Consider the following 24,594-nt stretch of genomic DNA (forward strand, 5'->3'; position numbering starts at 1 on the left):
ATTGTCATAATGTTTGGCTTACTATTGCGGCGAATAGAAGAGATTTAATAGATATGAATAAAAACAATAAGCCCGTAAAACTAACCGTGGCTCATATTAACGACACCCACTCATACTTCGAACCGCAGTCACTTCAGTTAACACTCGATATCGAAGGAGAAAAAGTCACACCGTTTGTCAGTAACGGTGGATTCGCACGCATTGCAGCGCGAGCAAAACAACTAAAGCAACGTGCGATTGAAAATGGCAGTGAGTTTTTGTTTTTCCATGCAGGGGACTGTTTTCAGGGAACGCTTTACTTTTCATTATTTAAAGGTCAGGCCAACGCAGACATGCTCAATGCACTTGAGCTAGATGCGATGACTCTGGGCAATCACGAACTGGACATGGGCAATGATCCTGTCGCAGAGTTTTTAGGCCGTATTAACTTCCCGCTAATGTCAGGCAACTGGGACGTGTCCAATGAGAGCCCCCACAAAAAGCTCACATTAAAAGAGAGCAAAAAACTGATCTCTTACAACACAAAAACTAAAGCAGCAAACTGGATTACCAAGGAAGCACAGGGAGAAACCGTCGCAATATTTGGTCTTTCTATCGACAAGATGGAAGACATTGCAAACGTAGACCCAGATACGCCATTTATGAATACGTTCGAAACCGCAAGATCTACGGTTCAGGAAATACAAAAACAAGGCATTAACAAGATAATTCTGGTAAGCCACCTGGGATACGATGTGGATAAAGAGCTCGCTTCTGATGTTGATGGTATTAGCCTTATCATTGGTGGTCATACTCATACGCTACAGGGCGACTTTAGTGACTTAGGTTTAAATAAAGAAGACGATTACGGGAGCCAGGTGAACCAAACTTATATCGTGCAGTCTGGTTTCCATTCACAAAGCATAGGGCATTGCGATATCGAGTTTTCTGCCGATGGTAAGGTTATACATTTCTCAGGAAGAAATGAGCTTCTTATTGGTCGTAGGTTGTGCATTGACGCGACATTGCAACAAACCCATGACGATGACGTCCACAACAAAGCCGCTCAATATCTCAGACAGCACAACAATATCGTTGTTTGTAAGCGTGACCCGTTATTACATACGTTGCTAGAAGACAAATACATCCCGAAGGTAAGAAAGCTTCAGCAGGAAATTATTGGAACGGTTCCACGCGATCTTCGTCATATTCGCTTGCCAGACTCAATAGGTGGTAGTGAAGTTGCTCCTTTAGTTGCAGAGTCGTTTTATCACATGATGCATTCCAAAGGTTATTCTCCTGAGTTTGCGATTCACAATGCTGGAGGTGTTCGAACCAACCTAAGAGCAGGTCCAGTCACTGTGGCTGATATTGCCGGAAAATTGTTACCGTTTGCCGTACCTATTGGGGTCTACTACTTAAAAGGGAAAGATATTGCCCTTATTTTAGAAGGGGCAATTAACAATGCGCTCAACAATGGAATGATAGGCACAGGGTCAGGAAGTTACCCTTATACCTATAATCTGGACTTTCATTACAACAAGCAGAAGCCTGAGGGTGAAAGAATCGAAAACCTGAGAATTTATCAACAGGATAAGGGTTGGCAGAATGTCGTACCTGAAAGGCAGTACATGGGTACATCCTCTGCATACACGATGAAAGGTAAGGAAGGGTATGATGCGATAACAAGAGTCGCAGGAGAGGGCACTGTCACGCACTATTCAATGGCAGATTGTTTTATACAGTTTGTTAAAAACTTCCCATCCCGCTTAAGTGCTATTGAAAACACCATAGAACAAATTGGTTAATTAACGTACATGGCACACCCATTGCTAGAAAATCTTCGAAAGCTCGCATTTATGCGACCTGTACCTGGAGAAAACCTAGACATGGGAGACAACCAGATGTGGATTAAAGATTGGTTAGATACAGCTGTCGTCGTTGTTTGGATAGCAGCTTGGTCAGCATTGGTCTATTTTGTTCCTTTAGCTGGCATTTAATCGTGATAAGACCAGAAAATACGTAACGCCAGTCACCGATTTTGACTGGCGTTTTAGTATCTGAACCAAAATGTGATTTGGATAAAAATAATTGACCCAAATATAACTTCGAAAATTTCTTAAAATCTATCAAGCCAACCTATACTAACTTCATGGATTTTTCTTAAATCCCGATAAAACCCACTTTATTCACTATTTATACAATACAAGTCAATATTTATTCATCAAATAAATAAGCGACACTGATTATTGCATTCACATTGTATATCCATTAGTTTTTCTTATCCGAACTTCTAATATTTGTCATTTTTTCACCAATGAGAATTTGGATAAAATAAATCCCATAAAGTCAGTAATCAAATTTAGTAGAGAGGTACTTATGGCTCAGGTAATGCATGCAAACGTTGTAACAGCTCCAGCCTCTATGGATAAGAAAACCTACGCGGTAAACATCAAAGGATTGATTGCTCACATACTTGATATTTTGTTTGTTTCTGGTGAACCAGAAAAAGCATATTACTCAAGTGAACTATCTTCACACATGCAGAAAGATATTGGCATGACACGTTGATAGAAAAACAGTTTGAATAGAACCCCGGTTGAGGAATTAGCCGGGGTTTTTCTTTTTCTAGTTTTCTATTATCCTCTATCTCGTAACCCGCCCCACCTCAATACAGTTAATCACTCATGACACAACAGTTTATCCTCATACGAGGTCTTCCTGGCTCTGGTAAGACAACACTTGCGAAAAAAATGAAAACTCAACTAGGAGCCAAGCACTACGAAGCAGATATGTATTTCGAAGACAGACATGGAAACTACGTCTATGACGCTTCAAAAATTGTAAGTGCGCATCGCTGGTGTCAGGAACAAACGAAACAAGCCCTAAAAGAAGGGCACAACGTGATAGTGTCAAACACGTTTGTTCAACAATGGGAAATGAAAGTGTACGAGGATATGGCTTCTGAAGAGGGGATAGAGCTATCTGTCTTTATCTGTAATGGCGAATACCAAAACATCCATAACGTACCAGAAGAAGTGATTGATAGAATGAGGCAGAATTGGGAAGAATAAGAGAAAGGCGCCTTGTCAGCGCCTTAGGAAGATACTTTGTGATAAAGCAGTTCGAATTACTTCTTACGACAAAACTCACAACGCAGCCACATAGACTGGCCGTCAACTTTACCTGAGAACAAATCAAAGTCGTCCTTAGCCAGACCGATATTACGTACCATAGTGCCCTGTTTTACCACCATGCTTGAGCCCTTAACAGGAAGGTCTTTGATGATAGTCACGTTGTCACCGGCTTTAAGCTCTGCACCATGACAATCAACATGTTTGTTGTTGCCTTCGTCCATACCGATCTCAGCCCATTTAGCAATGTCTTCTTCCATGTACATCATGTCCAGCAGATCGTTCGCCCAGCTTTCTTTTTCAGAAAGGCGCTTTAGCTGTCTCCATGCCATAACCTGAACAGGTGGAACCTGACTCCACATACTGTCATTCAAACAACGCCAGTGGTTTGCATCCATCGTGTCCGGGTTTTCAACCTGATCTTTACAGGTATCACAAATCATTACAGCGTGATCCACTGTAACTTGAGTATGTGGAGATACGATAAATGGGGATAGCGCTGAGTCTGAACCACAAAGCTCACACTTCGAGCCACAGCGTTCTAGCATAGTTGCTTCAGTTGACATTGTTCTTACCTTAATAGGATTAATTTTCGCTGTATTATCCACTTTATGAACCAGAATAAAAGCGTTTCATGTCAGCACACTATCAATTATTCGGTAGACCTATAGCTTACACTCGGGCATGCCTGCAGAAGAGTTTGGTAACTGTCCAATCTTGTTCCTTAGATCGGTAATTCTGGTACTGTGAGACGGGTGCGTTGAAAGTAGCTCAGGAGGCTGGCTTCCACCTGAGGCTTTCGCCATGTTCATCCAAAGAGAGACGCTTGCATTTGGGTTGAACCCGGCTTTGGCCATGAGTTCCAGACCAACAATATCGGCTTCAGACTCCTGTGTGCGTCCATAAGGCAACAGGACACCATATTGAACACCTAAACCTAATGCCGCCATCGTCATATCACGATGTTCATTACTTTCCATTGCAATATTGGTAATTTGAAGTCCGGCATTTGCCAACTGTGCCTGAGATATCCTCTCGTTACTATGATTAGCCAGTACGTGCGCAATCTCATGGCCAATAACTGTTGCTAACTGATCCTGATTAACGGCCACATTTAGTAAACCAGTGTAAACACCAATTTTCCCACCAGGTAACGCAAAGGCATTAACCTGTTCACTGTCAAACACAACAACCTCCCACTCATCGAAACCGGGCTGCTTAGGAACATAAGGTAAAATTGCATCCGTGACACACTGCACATAGGCTATCTTGTTCTTGTCTGTACTGATTTTTTGTTCTTTTTTCATCTGTTCAAAAGACTGATTTCCAAGACCAACCATTTCTTGATCAGAAAACATGATCAGTTGCTTTCGTCCGGTTGGAGACGAGCTGCAAGCCGCTATGGCAGCAACCGACAATGTTAGAAGGGCAGTTTTCCAACGCATCAAAATAAGATTCCTTAATTTCTATGGGTTTAGGATTATTAGTCACTTAAGTATAATAGTACCACTTACAAAAAAGGACGCATTATGACGATTTGGAAAAAAGAGATAGATCTGAGCAAACTTAACGCCACATCAAAAAATACACTCATTGAACATCTGCAAATCGAGTATACCGAGATAACAGAAAACTCCATTTCAGCCACCATGCCAGTATGCAGCTTCACACATCAACCTTTAGGTATGCTTCATGGAGGAGCGTCAGTTGTATTAGCAGAAACTCTTGGCTCACTAGCCGCTAACTTTTGCGTAGACGAAAACCACTACTGCGTAGGACTCGACATCAATGCAAATCATATTCGCGCCATGCGTAGTGGCTATGTTGTCGGTACAGCAAATCCGATCCATCTTGGAGCTACAACACAGGTCTGGCAAATTGACATTACTGACGAGCGAAAAAGGCTAGTGTGCTCAAGCCGATTGACCATTGCTGTACAAAAGAAGAAGAAATAACAGAATGATCATTGAGTTTAAAAGCGGAAAAATCATTGCTAACCAGTTCGAACTTGTCATACGAATTGCCGGAGAACAGATGATTACAATGCAAGCACAAGTAGACGCAGTCGAATTGATCTCGGGAGCCAATGTTGTGATGGTAAATGGCTCAGAGTGCAAATGGTCTATCAAGCTCGATAACGAAGAGCAGTTGCATCAGTTATCTCATGAAATTGGTATAGATATCCGATAATTATTACTTCCACCCCAGAACCCTATGCTAAAATAGGAAATTCCTATCAATTATTGCGCAGAGAAATTTCCTCTTTATGAGCAGTCCAAGACTCAGAGTTCAGTTTGAAAAACTTTTCGAGCATTTCGATGGTAAAGACAGCGACATACAATTAGAAGAAGTCACAGAGATTCTGTTCTGTACACGTCGAAATGCCAGGATTGTGCTGAACAAGCTCGAAGAGGAAGGGTGGATAGAATGGCACCCTGCCGCAGGTCGCGGCAACTTATCTCAGTTAGTTTTTAAAAGAAACCGACAGGATGTCAGCGAAAACCTTGCAAGACGATACCTTGAAGAAGGAAAGATAGGTCAGGCGCTGAATGTTTTAGACAGGGACACAGGTAAACTTTCAAAAGTGATTGAAGGTTACCTGGGTGTTCAACATGTAGAAGGTGCGCAGGTTATACGCCTTCCATACTACAGACCCCTGTCAATGCTCAATCCAACCAAACAGCACAGGCGCTCAGAGCAACATATCATTCACCAGGTATTTAGCGGGCTAACAAGACTCGATGAAAATGAACAAATTCAGCCTGATCTTGCTCATACATGGGAAGCAATATCCGACATTCATTGGCGATTTTATCTCCGGAAAGGGGTTCGGTTTCATAATGGCAATAGCCTGCAAACCGCCCATGTCGTTGACAGTATAAATCGCATTAAGACCAACACGCTCTTTTCTCATATAGAGAGTGTTTCTAGTCCAGCGCCATTAATTATCGATATTCACCTAAACAGCTCCGATTGGCATTTCCCACTGCTGCTGTGCGAAGCGTCTGCGAAAATCATGCCTCCAGAAGAGTGGCAAACCGAAGAGTTTGATCTGCAGCCTATTGGAACTGGTCCATATCGAGTTGAAGTAAACAATGACAAAAAACTCGTTTTAGAAGTGTTCGACGGTTACTTTGGTTACCGACCACTCGTTGATAAGGTTGAAGTGTGGGTTATCAATGATGCCTATTCGGCTATGGTCTTTCCGAGTCTTTCCAACCCTATACCTCCTCATAACAGTTCAGCGGATGATGTCGAACTCGATCCTGGTTGCACATATTTGTTACTTAATAGAAAAAGAGGATTACTGAAAGATGACAACTGGGCACGTTATCTCGTCTCCAAACTAAACTCGTTTAGTCTGTTTAAGACCTTACCTGAGCAAACCATCATAGATATGGGTTTATTGCCTGCTACAGGACTGAAGCCTGGTTGGCAACACATGTTACGCAATAATACCACTGCGGTAGAAAAGCCAGGAACCAGCAAGTTCACGCTCGCGTATCACGCTATGCATCCCGTTTTCCCAGCAATGGTTAAATCGATATCAAAATTACTAGAACAAGACGGACATCAGGTCGACCTGGTTAAATACGATTACAAACTCGATGTTCCTGACAACGTAGATATCTGGTTTAAGCCCATGGGAATAGGAACGAATCGAGACGATGCGCTGGCAGCGTGGCTTTTAGATTACAGTGACATCAATAAGATGAGTCAGCCTGATACTTTTACGCAATGGCATAAGCTAATTGAAGATTGGAGAAGTAAAAAAGACGAACCTTTCCCTTCTAAACAACTTGGTTTGTCACTCTCAGAACATTATCAAATAATTCCGATGTTTCATTGCTGGCTAGGTGTTAGTAAAGACCATTGTGGTACGTTGCAAAATGCAAGATGTAATGCTCTTGGTTGGTTTGATTTTAGTAAGGTATGGGTTAAGCCCGAAGTCACCGGTGACACTGAGCGGTGACGGGCACTCATTACGGACACAAAAAAACCAGCAACTATGCTGGTTTTTTAGAATGAGACAGGAGATTGTTTATTCTTCGCTCTCTTTATTTTCTGCGACAAACCTTTTGATAAAATGTCTAATCTCACGCGCTGCTGATGTGTCCAAATCCTCACACAACGCGACAAACTCGTCTCGTTGTTGGCCGTTGATTCTTATAATCAACTGGCTATCTTTTTTGTTCTGGTCACTTTTTTTCTTGTTAGTACTCACAACTAATATCTCAAGTATATACAACGGCTATCACTTTACATTTTTATGACGCCTAGTCAACCAATAATGGTTCCAATTGAGCGAATTGTCGCCAGTTAAAGCTAAGTTAGTGATTTAGGTAATATCATTGGCTTAAAAGTGCACTTACCTGAACGGCAATTTCATCGTATACTCAGGAATTAAATAGAAAAAGAATGAACATAGAGGCGCTCAATGACTAAGTACTATGCTGAGATCACTGGTTGGGGAAAATGTATACCACCAGCAGTACTATCTAATGACGATATTAGTACATTTTTAGAGACATCTGACGAATGGATTAGAACCCGTACAGGTATCGAAAACAGACGAATCAGCCATGTAAATACGTCCGATCTAGCGACTGTCGCTGCGAAACAGGCTTTAGCAGCAGCAGGGATAGAAGCAAAGGACCTGGATGTGATTATCGTTGCAACCTGCTCTCCGGACTCACTTATTCCAAATACCGCTTCTAAAGTACAACAGAACCTGGGAGTTGCTGGCGCAGCCGCATTCGACCTAAACGCTGCCTGCACTGGCTTTGTATACGGTTTGGAAACTGCGACACGACTCATTCAGGCTGGGTCGTACAAACACGCGCTTATCATTGGTGCTGAAAGACTTTCTTTCTTCATTGATTGGACCAAACGAGATACCGCAGTGCTCTTTGGCGATGGTGCAGGAGCAGTAGTCGTTAGCCGCACTGAAGAGAAGGTCGGGCTTCAAGAAGTTCTTATTGGATGTGACTCGGATGGACGAGACATCTTATCTGTTCCGAAGTTTGGTACCTGCATGGATCGATTTGCCGCAGATAACGGTTTCTGGGACTTCAACTTTGAGGGCAGGGATATCTTTAAACGAGCGGTAAAAGGAATGGGTGTAGCCGCTCAAACCGTTCTTCAGCGTGCTCAGATGACAACGGAGCAAATTGATTTATTGATCCCACATCAGGCCAATATTCGTATCATTCAAACGCTTTCTGACTTGGCAGGTATCGGGCAGGACCGCGCATTCGTAAATATTCAGAACTATGGTAATACCTCCGCTGCAACGGTGCCGATCGCAATTTGTGAAGCAGTCGAGCAGGGAAGGGTTAAACCAAACGACACTATCTTGCTCGCTGCCTTCGGAGCCGGGCTCACTTGGGGTGCGGGTTTATTAAAGTGGGGTGACCGCGTCACGCCAATTGGACAATCTGACGCAAAACTTCCAGAATGCGAGCAAACAGCGTTAGAGTTAATCGACCATGCTGTCAAACAGTGCCAAAGTAGAGACTCAAACCGTTAAATCGACCTGAAAGAGATAAAGGGCATTGATATGCCCTTTTTTATTTTCTGCAAGTATGCCTTAATAACACTTATTAGTTACTTAAGTATGGTTTATCAGCCTTTAAGATGAAACCTTTTAACAAACTAAGAGTTGTTATACTTCTCCTGCTACTAACTGCCTTGCCTAGTGCTGGAAAAACATCAATTCGCCTCTCACTTGGTGAATGGAAACCCTATATCTCCGAGTCCATGCCAGACTATGGCACCTTTACTCAGATCGTGACTGAATCCTTTGCTTTATCAGGCATCAGCGTAGAATACTCGTTTTATCCATGGAAAAGGGCAGTCTATCTTGCAAGAGAAGGGCTCGTTGATGGGGTTATCGCAATTGCTCATTCAAAGGAAAGGGAAGACGAGTTTTTATTTAGCAAAGATCCTATTTTGATAGGTGAAAGAGTCTTTTTCCATATGAAGGATTACCCATTTCATTGGAATGATATGGAGGACTTAAAGGATATTCCCATAGGAGGTACTTTCGAATACTTCTATGGAGAGGAATTTGCACAAGCCGAAGCAGCCGGAAAAATTCAGGTAGATCGAGTTAATTCTGACCTTCAAAATCTTCAGAAGCTACTTGCAGGTCGAATAAAAGTTTTCCCAATAACCAGGGAAATAGGGCAATACATTATAAAAACTGATTTATCAGAAAATAAAGGAAAATTCACATTTAACGAAAAACCATTAATAACTACCGCCTTCTATATAGTCCTGCCCAAAAAATCTAAATCAAGTGAAGAACTAATATCTTTATTTAACTCTGGATTTACAAAACTAAAACAATCCGGTCGATATCAAGAGTTATTAATTAACATGAAAAACAGCTTAAATTCAGATAATTAGTATATTTAATATTTCTCCCCCTATATAGTTGGTTATTTTATATTAAATTCTCACATCGTTGATTCACATCAAATTTTACTCTCATTCGTTTGCTATCTTTGCGATCAATAACTCATGTGAATATTTAATTTTACTCGTCAGTTTCTAGTTAGATGTTCATATTTTAATCACAAGGAACTATATGAATAAGTTTAAGCTGCAAATAGCGGGCTCACTAGGCGCTATTGTTACTCTTATCATTATTGCACTTTCTATATTAAGCTTTGTATCATTTAAAAATGAGAGTGTGGATCTTAATAAGTCTATTCTGAAAGCAAATAACAAAGCGGTAGAAGCTGAGCTTATTGAAAAGTTTATCGGTTATAAAAACGTTCTTAAATCTGTAGACGTATCGCAGAACGATGTGCATGAAAATAACTTGTCAAACCATGCATCTGATCAACTAGCAATGATCTTACGAACATATGGAGACGCAGCTGAAGGTGTCTATTTAATGCGAAGAAACGGAGAGCTTTTCAACGCATCAGGTGAGAAAACCCAGGTTAATGTAAAGGACCTAAATCGCAGCTACCACCAGGCGATATATAACCAAGGTAAGGACTATTACGTAACGGATACATTTGCCTCGGCGTTTACAGGAAAATCCATCCTGGTCATGGCATCTAAAATCAACCACGATATTGCTGTAATTATCACGGTTTACGTAGACTCACTACTTGGTGACACCTCTAAGCTTGGAGACATGTTTATTTATGGGCCCGATGGCAACATTCTTTACTCACCATACCCACAGCTAATCGACAAAAACATCTTCAAAGAGCGTCCGCTTTATAAGAACTTCAATCGCAATAACCCTGTGATGATGTACTCAACCGTGGTGAACGGAGAAGAAACTGACTTCACCGCATTTTGGGGTGAAATGGCCATTAGCCGGTGGTCTTACGTTTCTTTTATTAAAGACTCTGTCATTGAAGTCGGGGCTCATAATCAACTTATCACCTCATTGTGGACCGGTTTAGGTTGTCTATTATTAGCTGTTGCTTTTCTTTCGTTCTTGCTTCAGAAACTAGTACTTAAGCCTGTCGGTGGAGCACCTGAAGAGATTGAATCCGTAATGGAAAAAATTGCTGCTGGTGATCTAACACAGAACCTGACTTACACCGGTAAAGAGACAGGCATCTACCGTTCTTTAATCAATCTTTCTGAAAAGTTGTCTGAGCTGATCACGAACTCACATGGGATTTCTGAGAACGTCGCATCCGCTTCTCAGGAACTCAATGCAGTCATGAGCGATACGCTTACGAATGCCCAGAATGAGCAGATTCAAACAGAGCAGATTTCGACTGCCGTGCAAGAGCTATCTTCAACCTCAATGGAGGTGAGCGACAAAGCAGTAATGGCGGAAGAAAAAACAAGAGAAGCCCAATCGAATGTAAACGAAGGCAAAAAAACCTTGGAGAAGAACATTCAGCTATCTGGAGATATCAACGCATCGGTCGCAGAAACGGCTAATCTTGTTGAGGAGCTAAGAGAATTTGCGATTGAAATTGGAAGTGTTACCGAGGTTATCACCAACATCTCAGAACAAACTAATCTCTTGGCACTTAACGCTGCTATTGAGGCAGCAAGGGCTGGAGAGCAGGGAAGAGGATTCGCTGTTGTAGCAGATGAAGTACGCAACCTAGCTTCTAAAACACAAAGTTCAACGGTGAGTATTCAAGACATAATCTCTAAGCTTCAACACCAGTCTGAGAAGGCAAGCCAAAACATGGCTGAGAATGTCACCTTAATCGAAGAGTCAGTTCATCTTGCCGACAATATTAAATCAGCATTCGAAGATATATCTGTCGCGGTTGAGTCTATCTCTGAGATCAATGCGCTGGTAGCAACCGCTTCCCAGCAACAGCATAGTGTCACTGAAGAAATTTCCCGTAACGCGACTGAGGCTGCGGATCTGGTTCAACAAAATGTTGCTGCGGTAAACCAAACTTTGTTGGCATCTTCTGAACTATCTCAGATGGCTGAAACTCAAAAAAATGAGCTGGCTTATTTTAGAGTGTAGGCCGGATATAAGGTAAGACGTACACTAAGAAGCAAAGAAGGGAGCCATACGACTCCCTTCTTACTATTTGATACTACAGATGCTAAACCTTTGAATACATGTAGGTTCTATAACCACCCACTATATTTCTGGCGTTGTATCCACGATTCATCAATTGACGCGCAGCCACGTTACCACGTAACCCTACAGCACACAAAATCAGTATCTCTTTGTCTTTCGGTAACTCATCCATTCGTGTTCTTAATTCATCTACTGGGATGTTTACCGCCTCTGGCAATGTGCCAAAGTTTTCAATCTCAGCTGGTGTACGCACATCAAGCACAAGCTGCTCACTGTTTAGTGAATCAAGCTCTTCAAAGTGAATTGCGTTGATATCACCTTTCTCTATGTTGTTTGCCACAAATGCAGCCTGATTAATAACGTCTTTTGCACTACCAAACGGTGGTGCGTAAGTTAGCTCCAGGTGTTGTAGTTGCTCTATCGTCATTCCTGCACGCTGCGCAACAGCCATTATGTCTATTCGCTTATCTACACCGTCCTTACCCGCAGCCTGCGCACCTAATATCTTCTTTGTATCAGGGCAATAGATCATTTTGAAAGAAACAATCTCAGCACCTGGGTAGTAACTCGCGTGGCTCGCGGTGTGCACATAGATTTTGCGGTAAGGGATACCTTCACGTTTAAGCGTTTTTTCATTTTTCCCTGTTGAAGCAATAGCCAAATCAAAAATCTTACAGATCGCAGTTCCCTGTGTTCCCTGATAAGTCTCCTCGCGACCAAGCATGTTGTCAGCGGCCATTCGACCCTGACGGTTAGCAGGTCCTGCCAGCGGAACTAAGGTAGGATGACCAGTAACAAAATCGACTTCTTCAACCGCATCACCTACCGCATAGATTGAAGGATCACTGGTTTGCATGCTTGGATTAGTCCAGATACCACCCAGTTCACCTATCGTTAGTCCCGCTTCCTGAGCCAGTTTTATTTCGGGACGAACACCAATTGCCATCACCAAAACTTCGGTCTGCATTTGCTCGCCATTACTTAACTTTAAGCTTAAGTGCCCCTGAATGTGGCTATGTTCGTCAGACTCACCACTTTCAAGATTTGGTACGTGTGATTCCTGGATATACTCGACAGACTCCAGTGCGACCCCCAGCTTAAGATCAACACCATGTTCCTTAATTTCGGCGTGAGCAAATCCAGCCATTTCTCGGTCAACAGGTGTCATTACCTGATCAGCAAGTTCGACAAGCGTGGTTTTAATGCCTAGCTGGTGAAAAGCTTCCATCATTTCCAATCCAATAAATCCACCACCGACGACGGTAGCGTGATCAGGTCGATTCATCTTGATTGTGTTGATTATCTTGTCCATGTCAGGAATATTCCTGAGGGAGTGTGTCAAAGGATTATCTATTCCCGGAATAGGAGGGACAATAGGGCCCGCTCCAGGGCTCAGCAACAGAAAATCATATGACTCTGTATATTCGGTTCCATCCAGGACATTTTTGACTGTAACCGTTTTAGCTTCTTTATCAACGCTAATGACTTCGCTCATAATGCGGACATCGACATTAAAACGAGCAAGGAAACTTTGAGGTGTTTGAAGTAGCAAATTCGCTCTTTCAGTAATATCCCCACCTATATGATAGGGAAGACCACAGTTAGCAAAGGAGACAAACTCACCTCGTTCAAACATGACGATTTCCGCATCCTCGCTTAAACGCCTCGCACGAGCAGCAGCAGAGGCACCTCCGGCAACACCACCAACAATAACAATCTTAGTCATAGCTTTCTCCAACATTTTACGGCTACAAATTCACTTATTTAAAAACCAAAAAAGCACACACGCCATACGAACAATGTTCGGTATGAGCTAATGCATGCAATGCTTTTTTGGCTTCTGCTTTTGTTCTTTAGTTGAGCCCTAGCTTCTTGAGAAAGAATACCGCAGGACAGATACCAGTAAAGGCACTCTGGATTAAGTTGAATCCTACAAATACGGTTAGCCAAACGAAGTTAGGGTGAACCGTTACAGTCAAAATTACTGAGAGTAAAATCATGCTTCCTGCTAATACTCTTATACCATTTTCGAGAGTCATCACAATCTCCTTATGTCATCTAGTAAAGCCTCAATACAACAAGAATATAAACACCTAATTTAGTTTTGTCTAATATTATTTTTATTTTATCCTAATGTTCTTATTAAGCATTGACTAATGATGCAATATTAGTAAAATCTAATTAAGACTTTGAACCGCTGCGAGGATACTAATGGACATCGACAGAATGCACAGTAACGCCAAAGAAGTATCAGAGTTATTGAAGACTATGGCTCATCCCGAGCGCTTAATGGTGTTATGCCAACTCACCCAAGGAGAAGTAGGGGCCGGAAAGCTACAGGATTGTTCAAGCCTGAGCCAGTCGGCGTTTTCACAACATCTAACCGTGCTAAAAAAACAGAATCTCGTTAGCGTGAGAAAAGAGTCTCAACAAGTTTTTTATTCTCTTTCAGATACTAGAGTACTCGATCTGATTAAGAGTCTACATACGATTTATTGTAATTAAGAGGTATACAAATGGGCTTTAGTATTCCCTGGGAATCATTATTTGGTGGCGTGTTGCTTGGAATATCAGCCACTATTCTGTTGTTAATGAATGGAAAGATCGCAGGGATAAGCGGCATTTTAACCGGATTACTCACTCCTAAGTCCAAAGATTACTCCTGGCGATTTCTGTTTTTTGTAGGAATGATCGCAGGGGGCATGGCAAGTATGGTTTTTTTCGGTGCGCACATTCCAACGGAATTTGCCGCAAGCCCAATATTAATAGCGATCTCCGGATTATTAGTAGGCATAGGAACAAAACTCGGTAACGGATGTACAAGCGGTCACGGAATATGCGGTATAGGCCGTCTTTCGGTTCGGTCCTTTGTAGCGACATGCACTTTTATGCTGGTTGCTGCCATCACCGTTTTTGTTCGTCTTCACCTTCTGTAGTTCGGAGAGCTGTATGTTTCGTTTTGCTTCATTAATCGCTGGTATTCTGTTTGGCATGGGTATGGGTATTTCAGGCATGGTAGACCCGATAAATGTCATTGGATTTCTGGATGTTGCCGGAAATTGGTCACCTGACCTTGCCTTTGTTATGGGCGGTGCTCTCGCAGTATTTATGCCAGCCTATTTCTTCGTTATTAAACCAAGGAAAAAACCGGTTGTTGCCGAGCAGTTTTGTCTGAATAAACGCAAAAATATCGACCTTCGCCTGATAAGTGGTGCTGCTACATTTGGCATTGGCTGGGGTTTGGTTGGAATATGTCCCGGACCTGCGGTTGCATCACTTGCAGCAGGAAATGGCGGAGTCGTGTTGTTCTTCGCCTTTATGATGGTTGGGCTAGGCCTAACTAATTTACTGATTTGCATCAATAAAAACAGAGTTAACCGTTCTGAAGTCGTGTCTAACAACTAAAGTTACTGGGGATAAAGCCCTAAAACATTAAGTATCCAGGAGGGAGAATGAAAACGGAATTAAAGACAAGTTTTGTTCACAAGGTAATGAACAGTTTTTTCCCTCCGATACTTATACTATTCGCTCTACTCGTCGGGGTGGTTGCACTTTGGCTCACCCCCAAAGAGGAAGATCCTCAAATTGTCGTGCCAATGGCGGATGTCATTATTCAGGCTCCGGGACTTAGTGCAAAACAAGTCGAAAAACAGGTAACTGAACCGCTTGAGAAGTTGCTTAGTCAGATTGATGGTGTCGAGTACGTATACTCCTCTTCAATGAAAGGTGCAGCTCAGGTAATCGTTCGGTACTTTGTTGGAGAAGGGCGCGAAGAAGCACTTATCAAGCTGTATAACAAGTTATATGCTAATCAGGATCGCATCCCTTCATCAGTCACTAGCTGGATAATAAAACCCGTTGAGATAGATGACGTGCCTATCGTTGTTGCGTCTCTCTATTCTACTCAGCCGGAAACCATCGGATCGTATGAACTAAGACGGATAGCACAACAGGCCACTCAAAGGTTAAAAGCGTTAGACAATACTAACATTGTCGAGGTGATTGGAGGCCAGTCTAGAACCGTTGAAGTTGCGTTAGATACCGCTGCAATGGCAGGCAGGCGAACAACCATCGAAGATCTTCAGAATGCGTTTAAACTCAGCCATACCAAGCAAGAGTCCGGTCTAATCCATCTATCCGGAAACGTATATCAACTCGAATCGGGTCAGTTCTTTTCCAAAGCAGATGAACTCAAATCACTGGTTGTTAACGTTGTTGATGGCAAGGCGGTCTATCTTCAGGATATCGCGACAATCACCGATGGCCCTGAAGAACCTTGGAACGACACCTGGTTCCAGTATGGACCTGCTGACGGGAAGACAAGTGAAACTTATCCAGCTGTATTTATCTCTGTCGCCAAACAGAAAGGCGCAAACGCAGTCGGTGTGGCACAAGATGTCCTTGATGAGCTCTATGAGATTAAACGTAGCCAGTTTCCCGACTCAGTAGAGATGAGCATTATCAGAAACTATGGACAAACAGCCAGTGATAAAGTTTCTAACCTGGTCTCTAGCCTTGGTATCGCGATTTTGACGGTTGTCGTTTTTGTAGGCTTGTTCCTGAACTGGCGCAGCGCATTAGTCGTTGGGATCGCTATACCTATCAGCTACGGTGCAGCTTTAGGCATGGATTTGCTGTTTGGTTACTCGATAAATCGCGTAACTTTATTCGCTCTCATATTGGCGCTTGGTCTGATCGTTGATGACCCTATTGCCAGTATCGACAATATAGAAAGATATCTCAAAAGAAAGGAACTGACACGAACCAAAGCCATCGTAATGGCTATGGCCGAAATTCGCAGTGCGCTACTGATGTCTACTGTCGCTATTGTTATTGTGTTTACACCCATGTTCTTTATTACAGGTATGATGGGCCCTTACATGGCACCTCTCGCGTTCAATGTGCCTGTTAGTGTAATCTTCAGTACTTTCGTCGCCTTTATGATTACACCATGGTTAGCTCGTAAAATTCTTCGTGCCGCGACCGAACAAGGCGTGTACGACATTAAAACAACGCTCCTTTACAACGGTTATCAAAAACTACTTCTTCCGATTCTTCAAAGCCGATCTAAGAGCTGGGTATTTTTAGGGTTGGTCGCTGTGCTCTTTTTCTCTGCCGCACTATTACCAGCACTACGTTTAGTACCGCTTAAGTTGTTGCCATACGACAACAAAAATGAGTTTCAGCTGGTCTTGAATATGCCAGAGCAAAGCAGTTTTGTGGAAACATCCAATGTGCTTCAGTCTTTCTCTGATTACCTCATTACAGTACCAGAAGTCAGTTCTGTCTCGGCTTTCGCCGGTGTCGCTTCCCCAATGGATTTCAATGGTATGGTCAGACACTACTTTATGCGAAGCCAGCCAAATCAGGGCGAGTTACGGATCGTACTTGCGGATAAAAGCCGAAGACACCAGCAGTCCCATGAAATTGTGACTCGTCTTCGAAACGATCTTGAAGCGATAGCCTCAAAACACAGTGCGGATATACAGATCGTTGAAATGCCACCCGGACCTCCAGTCATTGCTACGATTACCGCAGAGGTATATGGAGAAGAAACGACATCGTATATTCGGTTACAACAACAGGCTGAAGTACTGGCAAACCGGTTAAAAGGAGAAGAGTTTGTCACTGAAGTTGATACCAGTATCCAGGGCGAGTACGAAACCTGGCAGTTCGTCGTCGATATAGAAAAGGCTGCATTGTCCGGTATTTCGGTCTATGACGTGAATCAAACAATTTCTGCTGCTAACAAGGGATTACAACTTGCAAATCTGCAGGCGGAAAGAGAGATAAATGAACTTCCAGTCATTGTCCGGTTACCTAAGAACAGCAGAGACGATTTGAATAAACTTCAATCACTATATGTTAGAGGTCAGGCAGGCATCAGTAAGCAAGTGGTGCAGGGCGCTTTGATTGATGCACCTCAACCTCTTGTTCAGTTATCTGAGATTGGACACTTTATTAAACATCCAGCCGATCAGCCTATTTATCATAAGAACTTAAAACCTGTTGTTTATGTTTACGCTGAAACCGTCGGAAGAGTGCCAGGTGAAATCGTTGCCGATGTTATTTCTGATCAGAATGAACCTGCGTCAGGCAACAGAAGACCTTTAGCAGAAAGACATTACTTCAATAATGGAGCAGGGGATGGTTGGTCTCTCGATTCTGACATTAATGTTGTCTGGAGTGGTGAGGGTGAATGGAAAATCACGGTAGACGTTTTCCGTGATTTAGGTATCGCTTACGGTGCTGCTTTATTAGGTGTATTCATTGTTATGTTGATTCAGACAGGCTTGCCCGCTGTATCTGGCATTATCATGCTGGCAATTCCTTTAACAGTTATCGGCATAATGCCCGGTTTCTGGTTGCTGAATGCGCTGAGTTCTCCAATTGATGGCTATTCAAATCCCGCTCTGTTTACCGCTACCGCTATGATCGGAATGATTGCGCTTGCCGGTATCGTAGTACGTAACTCGCTCGTGCTCATCGAGTTTATACAGCAGTCCCTCAGAGAAGGCATGCCGCTTCAAGAAGCGTTAATTCAATCCGGGGCGGTGAGAATGAGACCCATATTGCTTACAGCAGGCACAACGTTACTGGGTAACGTTGTGATTACACTCGATCCTATTTTCAATGGACTAGCATGGGCAATTATCTTTGGTATTGCGGCTTCAACCGTCTTTACCTTGTTTGTTATACCTATTGTTTACAACCTTGCATACCAAAATACCGAAGGACACGGTTTACCAATTCAGGAGGAGGAAGTATGAAAATCTCAAAGCTTATTTTAGGTATTGTCCTTTTTTCAGTTCTTGGCTTTCTTTTCCTCTATATGGCAGGATTTTTTACCGAGAAGCTAAGTGAAGAGCGTGTAGTGAAGCTTTCTGATTTGTCGGGTGCCGAAACAATAACCATTGAAAGTATTACTAGACCAATAGAGCGAACTTACACCGGAACGGTTGTCGCTGATCAGCAAGCAACATTGTCTGCGAGACTAACAGCAAAGATCGCTGAGGTCCTTATCGATGTGGGCGACCAGGTACAGCAAGGCGATGTACTAATGCGACTTGAGAGCGATGATTTGGATGCGAGGGTTCTTCAAACACAAGAAGCGTTGTCTTCAGCCCAAGCCAGATTAAATGCTGCCCGTAAAGAGTATAAGCGCGTTGAAGAACTGGTGGGCCGTAAGTTGTTGTCACAATCTGAGTTTGACCGTGCGGAAAGCGACCTTAAAACCAGCCAGGCTGAGTTCAGGAGAGCGCAAGCAGCAGTGACGGAAGCAAAGACCACATCCGGTTTTAGTATCATCACCGCACCATTTAGTGGGCTTATTACAAAGCGACCAATCAATCAGGGAGATACAGCCACACCCGGAATGGAACTTCTATCTTTATATAACCCAGAAAAGATGCAATTAGAATCGAGCATATCCGAAAGTCAGATAGCAAAAATCACACTGGGTAGTCAGCTAAACTACAAACTGCCCACATATTCTCAGGAAGGCAAAGCTGAAGTGGTAGAAATTGCACCCGCTGCCGACAATAATTCACGAAGCTTTGTTGTTAAATTAGTCCTAAACCTCGAACAGCAGGTTTACCCGGGTACCTATGGCAAGGTAATTGTTAAAGAAGGAAATGAGTCCATTATCCAGTTACCCAACGAAGCCATCTATCAGGTTGGACAATTGGACTACGTAAAGGTGGTAGAAGATGGAGTGGTTTCACGTCGGTTGGTACAGTTAGGAGAAAATAACCGCGTACGTAAAGGACTCAGTCAGGGAGATACGGTTCTATTAAGTCCGTTATCGTTTTAGAATCGAAGCAAGCCAGACCGTGTAAATGCTACGCGGTCTGTTTAGTTTAGATATTTGGTTATTAAAGGGCAGTGATCACTGAGTTGATATGCCAGAACATCCGGTTTGCTATAAACCAACTGATATGGTTCAGATAAAGCCAAATCAGCACTGGCAATCATATGGTCAATTAAATAACGATACGAATGCAGCTCCCCCTTCGATTTCGTAGAGCGTACCTGGCAAATCGCATCACTATTCGCTGAAACCAAGACTGGTTCTGGGTCTGCTCCTCTGATAGCAAGCTTATATAACCAATCGTTGGAGTAGGCTAGATTGTGGTTAAAGTCTCCCAAAACAATAAAGCTATGATTTTGTCTTGCTCTTGATGCTATCCATTGATTGATTCCATTCACTTCTTGCTTCAGCAACTTGCAACTGCGGTTGTTTTTAAATTTCCCCCGACAACCCGCTTTAAGATGTACAGAAAGCAAATGAATCTCTTGCCCACTGATATTTATCGAGATATATGTGGCAAAACGAAGTTTTGACGATTTGTTCGAGGCCAACCTTAAATCACCATGGTTCTTCGTTGTCAGGTCATTACGTACTGCAAAGCCGGTATATTGGTTGATCTCCTTAAACTGATGCCTTTTATAGTCCTTAGAAGCCCGGTCAGACAAAATGATTCTGTATTGCGTCCCAAGTACCTTTTTTATGGCATTTACATCATTCACTTCCTGAAAAGCGACTATGCCGGGTGACATTCGGTTAGCATACTTAGTCAGCGTATCAAAATCCTCTTTCGTGCGTTCACTTTGGCTAAACCGATGATTTGGTGAAGAAGTGAGCCATTCTAGATTCCATGTAACAATTTTTATTGGCTCGGCATAAACCGTGCCTAAAGAAAGAATCAATCCACAAAATAGTGAACTATATCTAGTAAATTTAACAAAATAAGGCGGTCTCATTTCTTGTACTTCTCGCTAACTCTTGTCGCTCAAGCCTATCAAAAAAATCAAGTCCGATACGACAAAAATTAAGTGAAATTTTTGTTTATTTTTATAACGAGATCTCATGCACCAAGATCGATTTGATCTTGTTCGGCTCTTATTGTTTTTTGATCTCGATCAATACTTTTTGTCGGTTTCATGCGTTTAATACGCCACAACATATTGTGTCTGTCTGTATAAATTAAACCCTATATGGTGTGTTTGTGAATAGCTTGTGCATATCTTTGGGGTAAGGAGTATAAATTGAAATTGGTCGTCATTAAGAGAGATGGTTCTCGTGCCCCTTTTACTAAGGATCGCATCATTGCAGCAGTGGAAAGCTCAGCGACTTATATCGACTCAGAAGTTACCTCATACGCACATACTATTGCGGAAAACGTAGAATCACTTCTTGCTGATCGTTACGAAGTAGATATCAGAGATATCCAGACTCTGGTTGAAAACGAAATGATGCAAGGCCCATATAAGGGCATGGCAAGATCATACATCGAGTACAGACATGACCGTGATATCGCTCGCGAAAAGAAAAGTGCACTAAGCCAGGAAATTCAGGGGCTAATCGAGCAAAGTAATGCTGACCTTCTGAATGAGAACGCAAACAAAGATGGCAAAGTAATCCCAACTCAGCGCGATTTGCTTGCTGGCATTGTTGCGAAACACTACGCAAAGACACACATTCTACCTAGAGACGTTGTTCAAGCTCACGATAGCGGTGACATTCACTATCACGACCTGGATTACGCTCCATTCTTCCCGATGTTCAACTGCATGCTAATTGATCTACGCGGCATGTTGACTGGCGGATTTAAAATGGGTAACGCTGAAATCGATACTCCAAAATCGATCTCTACAGCGACAGCAGTTACAGCACAGATTATCGCGCAAGTTGCATCACACATTTACGGTGGTACGACAATCAATGCAATTGACGAAATTCTGGAACCTTACGTTGTTGCAAGTTACAACAAACACCTTGAAGTAGCGAAAGAGTGGGATATCCATAACCCTGAAGCATTTGCTGAATCCAGAACGGAAAAAGAGTGTTACGACGCATTCCAGTCTCTTGAGTATGAGGTAAATACACTTCACACAGCGAACGGGCAAACTCCTTTTGTTACCTTTGGTTTTGGTTTGGGTACTTCCTGGGCATCAAAACTGATTCAGGCATCCATTTTAAAGAACCGTATCGCTGGTCTTGGTAAGAATCGTAAAACTGCAGTATTTCCTAAGCTGGTATTTGCCATTAAAGATGGTCTTAACCACGCTCCTTCAGATCCAAACTACGATATCAAGCAGCTCGCTCTGCAATGTGCATCAAAACGTATGTACCCTGATATCCTTAACTACGACAAAGTTGTCGAAGTGACTGGCTCCTTCAAGACGCCTATGGGTTGCCGTAGCTTCCTGAACCCGTTCGAGGAAGCAGGAGAGTTAGTACATGATGGTCGTAATAACCTGGGTGTTGTCAGTTTAAACCTCCCACGTATCGCTATTAAAGCGAATGGTGACGAGCGTCGTTTCTATCAGCTGCTAGACGAAAAACTTCAACTCGCACGTAAAGCACTAGAAACTCGTATTTCTCGACTAGAAACAGTTAAAGCGCGTGTAGCCCCAATTCTGTATATGGAAGGCGCTTGTGGCGTTAGATTGAACCCTGAAGACTCTATCGCAGAGATCTTTAAGAACGGTCGAGCATCTATCTCGCTTGGTTACATCGGTATCCATGAAACAATCAATGCCCTGTACAAGAACGGTGCTCATGTTTACGACGATCCTAAGATGGGCGAAAAAGCGGTTGAGATTGTTAGTTTCCTTAAACGTGCTGTTGAGTCCTGGAAAAAAGAGACAGGCTACGCATTTAGTCTTTACGGCACGCCAAGTGAAAACCTATGTAGCCGCTTCTGCCGTATCGATACGAAAGAGTTCGGTCTTATCGAAGGCGTGACAGATAAAGGTTACTACACCAACAGTTTCCATCTGGATGTAGAGAAAAAGGTGAATCCATACGACAAGATCGACTTCGAAATGGATTACCCACCGTTATCTAATGGCGGATTTATCTGTTATGGCGAGTTCCCTAACATGCAGCAAAACATAGAAGCGCTGGAGAATGTTTGGGACTACAGTTACAGCCGTGTTCCATACTATGGCACTAACACACCTATCGATGAGTGTTACGAGTGTGGTTACGAAGGTGAGTTCGATTGTACAAGTAAAGGCTTTACCTGTCCTAAATGTGGCAACCATGACTCTACCAAAGTATCTGTAACACGCAGGGTTTGTGGTTACCTGGGTAGCCCTGATGCACGTCCATTCAACCTCGGTAAACAAGAAGAAGTTAAGCGTAGGGTAAAACACCTTTAATCGATGAACTACAGTCAATACTATCCCATTGATGTTGTAAACGGACAGGGCACGCGTTGCGTGCTCTTTGTTTCTGGCTGCGTTCATCAATGCAAAGGTTGTTACAACCAGAAAACATGGTCGCTCGACTCCGGTCTTCCTTTCACACAGGAGATGGAAGACCAGATCATCGCTGATCTTAACGATACTCGTATCAAGAGAAGAGGTTTATCACTATCAGGTGGCGACCCTTTGCATCCCGACAACTTAGATGCGGTGTCAAGACTCGTAAAACGTGTGCGCAACGAATGTCCGGGAAAAGACATCTGGGCCTGGACCGGGTATGTCATCGCTGAACTGTCTGATGAACAGAAATCTCTGGTTCGACAGATTGATGTGCTTATCGATGGTAAGTATGAGAAAGACCTCGCTGACCCGAGCCTTAAATGGCGGGGTAGTAGTAACCAAATTATTCACACTGTTTCCGATCTGGATTCATTGTAATTTTGAGACACTCGCTAAAAAGCCCTTTTGAAATCGATTAACTAGTGATAACTTTGAGTCATTAATAATGAATTTCAAAGGGTTGCGATTTCAATGTTTTCACACTTACCAACACCTGAACAAGATCCAATTCTCTCTTTAATGGCGGCTTACCGAGACGATCCTCGTTCTGAAAAAGTAGACCTGGGTATTGGCGTATATAAAAATAGCCAGGGTGAAACGCCTATCATGCAGGCGATTCAACGTGCTCAAGTCAAAGTAAAAGAAAGCGAAACAACAAAGTCCTATATCGGGCTTACTGGTAGTGAACTCTTCAATCAACAAATGACCGAGCTACTACTTGCCGGCACCTCAGCAATGAGCCGTGTCTCTGCTATTCAGACACCGGGAGCAAGTGGCGCATTACGCATGTTAGGTGATCTCATTGCCGTCGCGCAACCTGGTACGACAGTTTGGCTAAGCAATCCTAGCTATATCAATCACCAACCAGTGATGGAAGCTGCTGGTCTCAACGTCAAGCACTATCGATACTTTAGTCCTGCCACCAAACAGGTTGATACGGATTTAATGCTAGCGGATATCTCGAATGCGGGACCAAACGATGTGGTCTTGCTTCACGGTTGCTGTCATAACCCAACCGGTGCTGATATCGACTTTGATACGTGGAAAACTATTACCGAGCTTTCTCAGAAAAATGGATTTACTCCATTTGTCGATATCGCGTATCAAGGTTTTGGTGATGGTCTGGAAGAAGATGCTAAAGGCCTTAGATTTATGGCTGACAATCTTGAAGAGATGTTTATTGCGACCTCTTGTTCTAAAAACTTTGGTCTATATAGGGAACGCACCGGTGCGGCGATAGTCGTTGGCAAAAAGCAGTCCGATACAGTTAATGCAAAAGGGCAGTTACTAAAACTGGCTCGTTCCACCTACACCATGCCACCCGCTCACGGCGCCGCATTAGTCTCTGCAATACTCGATGATGCAGAACTCACAACGATGTGGAAGCAAGAGCTTAGTGAAATGCAGCAGCGTCTTGTCTCTTTACGACACAAATTGTGTGAAGAATTAAGAACAGTTCACAAAACCCAACAGTTTGATTTTATTGAATCTCACAAAGGTATGTTTACTGTGTTAGGATTTTCTAGAGAGCAAATGCAATCATTAAACCAACAGTTCGGTATTTACGGAGTTGGTGATGGACGTATTAATATCGCCGGACTAAAAGAGAGTGATATTTCCTACGTTGCTAACGCGATTGTGAATGTAGCCACGGATTGATGCCTATACACCTGG

The 24,594-nt window shown here is 42.9% G+C and carries 24 protein-coding genes; 18 read left to right on the top strand and 6 right to left on the bottom strand.

The window, feature by feature from the left end; genetic code table 11:
• The first annotated feature begins 53 nt into the window (after positions 1–53).
• From SNR28_RS04515 to SNR28_RS04530, 4 genes are all read left to right on the top strand, one after another.
• Positions 54–1,787, top strand: coding sequence for a bifunctional metallophosphatase/5'-nucleotidase (locus tag SNR28_RS04515; RefSeq protein WP_375749831.1), 1,734 nt, complete (start codon positions 54–56; stop codon positions 1,785–1,787).
• A gap of 9 nt (positions 1,788–1,796) precedes the next feature.
• Positions 1,797–1,979 (top strand): hypothetical protein, encoded by a 183-nt coding sequence (locus SNR28_RS04520; RefSeq protein ID WP_375749832.1) that lies wholly within the window; start codon positions 1,797–1,799, stop codon positions 1,977–1,979.
• Positions 1,980–2,358: 379 nt separating this feature from the next.
• Complete coding sequence (locus SNR28_RS04525) at positions 2,359–2,550, top strand: hypothetical protein (protein ID WP_375749833.1); 192 nt, start codon at positions 2,359–2,361, stop codon at positions 2,548–2,550.
• A gap of 116 nt (positions 2,551–2,666) precedes the next feature.
• Positions 2,667–3,053: an ATP-binding protein gene (locus SNR28_RS04530; protein WP_375749834.1), complete on the top strand. Its 387-nt coding sequence runs from the start codon at positions 2,667–2,669 to the stop codon at positions 3,051–3,053.
• Positions 3,054–3,109: 56 nt separating this feature from the next.
• Here the strand turns inward: SNR28_RS04530 and SNR28_RS04535 are convergent, their stop codons facing one another.
• Both SNR28_RS04535 and SNR28_RS04540 read right to left on the bottom strand, forming a co-directional pair.
• Positions 3,110–3,679: a PhnA domain-containing protein gene (locus tag SNR28_RS04535; protein WP_375749835.1), complete on the bottom strand. Its 570-nt coding sequence runs from the start codon at positions 3,677–3,679 to the stop codon at positions 3,110–3,112.
• 99 nt (positions 3,680–3,778) lie between these two features.
• Positions 3,779–4,561: a M48 family metallopeptidase gene (locus SNR28_RS04540; protein WP_375749836.1), complete on the bottom strand. Its 783-nt coding sequence runs from the start codon at positions 4,559–4,561 to the stop codon at positions 3,779–3,781.
• A gap of 81 nt (positions 4,562–4,642) precedes the next feature.
• Between SNR28_RS04540 and SNR28_RS04545 the strand changes: the two genes are divergently transcribed.
• From SNR28_RS04545 to SNR28_RS04555, 3 genes are all read left to right on the top strand, one after another.
• The gene (locus SNR28_RS04545) at positions 4,643–5,068 is read left to right on the top strand and encodes a hotdog fold thioesterase (protein WP_375749837.1); all 426 of its coding nucleotides are present in this window, start codon (positions 4,643–4,645) and stop codon (positions 5,066–5,068) included.
• A 4-nt stretch (positions 5,069–5,072) separates the two neighbouring features.
• Positions 5,073–5,303, top strand: a complete 231-nt coding sequence (locus tag SNR28_RS04550; RefSeq protein ID WP_375749838.1) for a DUF3389 domain-containing protein — start codon at positions 5,073–5,075, stop codon at positions 5,301–5,303.
• Between the two features lie 76 nt (positions 5,304–5,379).
• Positions 5,380–7,086: an SgrR family transcriptional regulator gene (locus tag SNR28_RS04555; protein WP_375749839.1), complete on the top strand. Its 1,707-nt coding sequence runs from the start codon at positions 5,380–5,382 to the stop codon at positions 7,084–7,086.
• A gap of 69 nt (positions 7,087–7,155) precedes the next feature.
• On the opposite strand, the gene SNR28_RS04560 is transcribed toward SNR28_RS04555, so the two are convergent.
• Positions 7,156–7,338, bottom strand: a complete 183-nt coding sequence (locus tag SNR28_RS04560) for a hypothetical protein (protein ID WP_375749840.1) — start codon at positions 7,336–7,338, stop codon at positions 7,156–7,158.
• Between the two features lie 213 nt (positions 7,339–7,551).
• Here SNR28_RS04560 and SNR28_RS04565 point away from each other — a divergent pair, with 213 nt between their 5' ends.
• The 3 genes from SNR28_RS04565 (at position 7,552) to SNR28_RS04575 (ending at position 11,586) form a co-directional block, all read left to right on the top strand.
• Positions 7,552–8,643 carry a ketoacyl-ACP synthase III gene (locus tag SNR28_RS04565; RefSeq protein WP_375749841.1) on the top strand — a complete coding sequence of 364 codons (1,092 nt, stop codon included), beginning with the start codon at positions 7,552–7,554 and terminating at the stop codon, positions 8,641–8,643.
• A 107-nt stretch (positions 8,644–8,750) separates the two neighbouring features.
• Positions 8,751–9,524, top strand: a complete 774-nt coding sequence (locus tag SNR28_RS04570; RefSeq protein WP_375749842.1) for a substrate-binding periplasmic protein — start codon at positions 8,751–8,753, stop codon at positions 9,522–9,524.
• A gap of 181 nt (positions 9,525–9,705) precedes the next feature.
• Positions 9,706–11,586: a methyl-accepting chemotaxis protein gene (locus SNR28_RS04575; protein WP_375749843.1), complete on the top strand. Its 1,881-nt coding sequence runs from the start codon at positions 9,706–9,708 to the stop codon at positions 11,584–11,586.
• An 82-nt stretch (positions 11,587–11,668) separates the two neighbouring features.
• Here SNR28_RS04575 and SNR28_RS04580 read toward each other — a convergent pair whose 3' ends face one another.
• Both SNR28_RS04580 and SNR28_RS04585 read right to left on the bottom strand, forming a co-directional pair.
• On the bottom strand, positions 11,669–13,372 hold the full coding sequence (locus tag SNR28_RS04580) for an FAD-dependent oxidoreductase (RefSeq protein WP_375749844.1): 1,704 nt from the start codon (positions 13,370–13,372) through the stop codon (positions 11,669–11,671).
• A gap of 127 nt (positions 13,373–13,499) precedes the next feature.
• Positions 13,500–13,685: a DUF2892 domain-containing protein gene (locus SNR28_RS04585; protein ID WP_375749845.1), complete on the bottom strand. Its 186-nt coding sequence runs from the start codon at positions 13,683–13,685 to the stop codon at positions 13,500–13,502.
• A 172-nt stretch (positions 13,686–13,857) separates the two neighbouring features.
• On the opposite strand from SNR28_RS04585, the gene SNR28_RS04590 reads away from it, so the two are divergent.
• The 5 genes from SNR28_RS04590 to SNR28_RS04610 are packed head-to-tail and all read left to right on the top strand — an operon-like array spanning position 13,858 to position 19,459.
• Positions 13,858–14,151 carry a metalloregulator ArsR/SmtB family transcription factor gene (locus tag SNR28_RS04590; protein WP_375749846.1) on the top strand — a complete coding sequence of 98 codons (294 nt, stop codon included), beginning with the start codon at positions 13,858–13,860 and terminating at the stop codon, positions 14,149–14,151.
• Positions 14,152–14,162: 11 nt separating this feature from the next.
• On the top strand, positions 14,163–14,582 hold the full coding sequence (locus SNR28_RS04595; protein WP_375749847.1) for a YeeE/YedE family protein: 420 nt from the start codon (positions 14,163–14,165) through the stop codon (positions 14,580–14,582).
• 13 nt (positions 14,583–14,595) lie between these two features.
• Positions 14,596–15,051, top strand: a complete 456-nt coding sequence (locus SNR28_RS04600) for a DUF6691 family protein (protein ID WP_375749848.1) — start codon at positions 14,596–14,598, stop codon at positions 15,049–15,051.
• Between the two features lie 47 nt (positions 15,052–15,098).
• Positions 15,099–18,416, top strand: a complete 3,318-nt coding sequence (locus SNR28_RS04605) for an efflux RND transporter permease subunit (protein ID WP_375749849.1) — start codon at positions 15,099–15,101, stop codon at positions 18,414–18,416.
• Positions 18,413–19,459, top strand: coding sequence for an efflux RND transporter periplasmic adaptor subunit (locus tag SNR28_RS04610; RefSeq protein ID WP_375749850.1), 1,047 nt, complete (start codon positions 18,413–18,415; stop codon positions 19,457–19,459). The genes SNR28_RS04605 and SNR28_RS04610 overlap by 4 nt, the downstream gene beginning before the upstream one ends.
• Positions 19,460–19,500: 41 nt before the next feature.
• On the opposite strand, the gene SNR28_RS04615 is transcribed toward SNR28_RS04610, so the two are convergent.
• On the bottom strand, positions 19,501–20,409 hold the full coding sequence (locus tag SNR28_RS04615) for an endonuclease/exonuclease/phosphatase family protein (RefSeq protein ID WP_375749851.1): 909 nt from the start codon (positions 20,407–20,409) through the stop codon (positions 19,501–19,503).
• Between the two features lie 285 nt (positions 20,410–20,694).
• On the opposite strand from SNR28_RS04615, the gene nrdD reads away from it, so the two are divergent.
• The 3 genes from nrdD to SNR28_RS04630 all read left to right on the top strand — a co-directional run bounded on the left by nrdD (position 20,695) and on the right by SNR28_RS04630 (position 24,579).
• Positions 20,695–22,815: an anaerobic ribonucleoside-triphosphate reductase gene (gene nrdD / locus SNR28_RS04620; protein WP_375749852.1), complete on the top strand. Its 2,121-nt coding sequence runs from the start codon at positions 20,695–20,697 to the stop codon at positions 22,813–22,815.
• A gap of 3 nt (positions 22,816–22,818) precedes the next feature.
• Positions 22,819–23,298 (top strand): anaerobic ribonucleoside-triphosphate reductase-activating protein, encoded by a 480-nt coding sequence (gene nrdG / locus SNR28_RS04625; protein WP_375749853.1) that lies wholly within the window; start codon positions 22,819–22,821, stop codon positions 23,296–23,298.
• A 93-nt stretch (positions 23,299–23,391) separates the two neighbouring features.
• Entirely contained in the window at positions 23,392–24,579 is a 1,188-nt protein-coding gene (locus SNR28_RS04630) for an amino acid aminotransferase (protein ID WP_375749854.1), read from the top strand.
• The last annotated feature ends 15 nt before the right edge of the window (positions 24,580–24,594 follow it).

Origin of the sequence: Vibrio iocasae (assembly GCF_042245395.1) — a bacterium.
Classification (GTDB): Bacteria; Pseudomonadota; Gammaproteobacteria; order Enterobacterales; family Vibrionaceae; genus Vibrio; species Vibrio iocasae.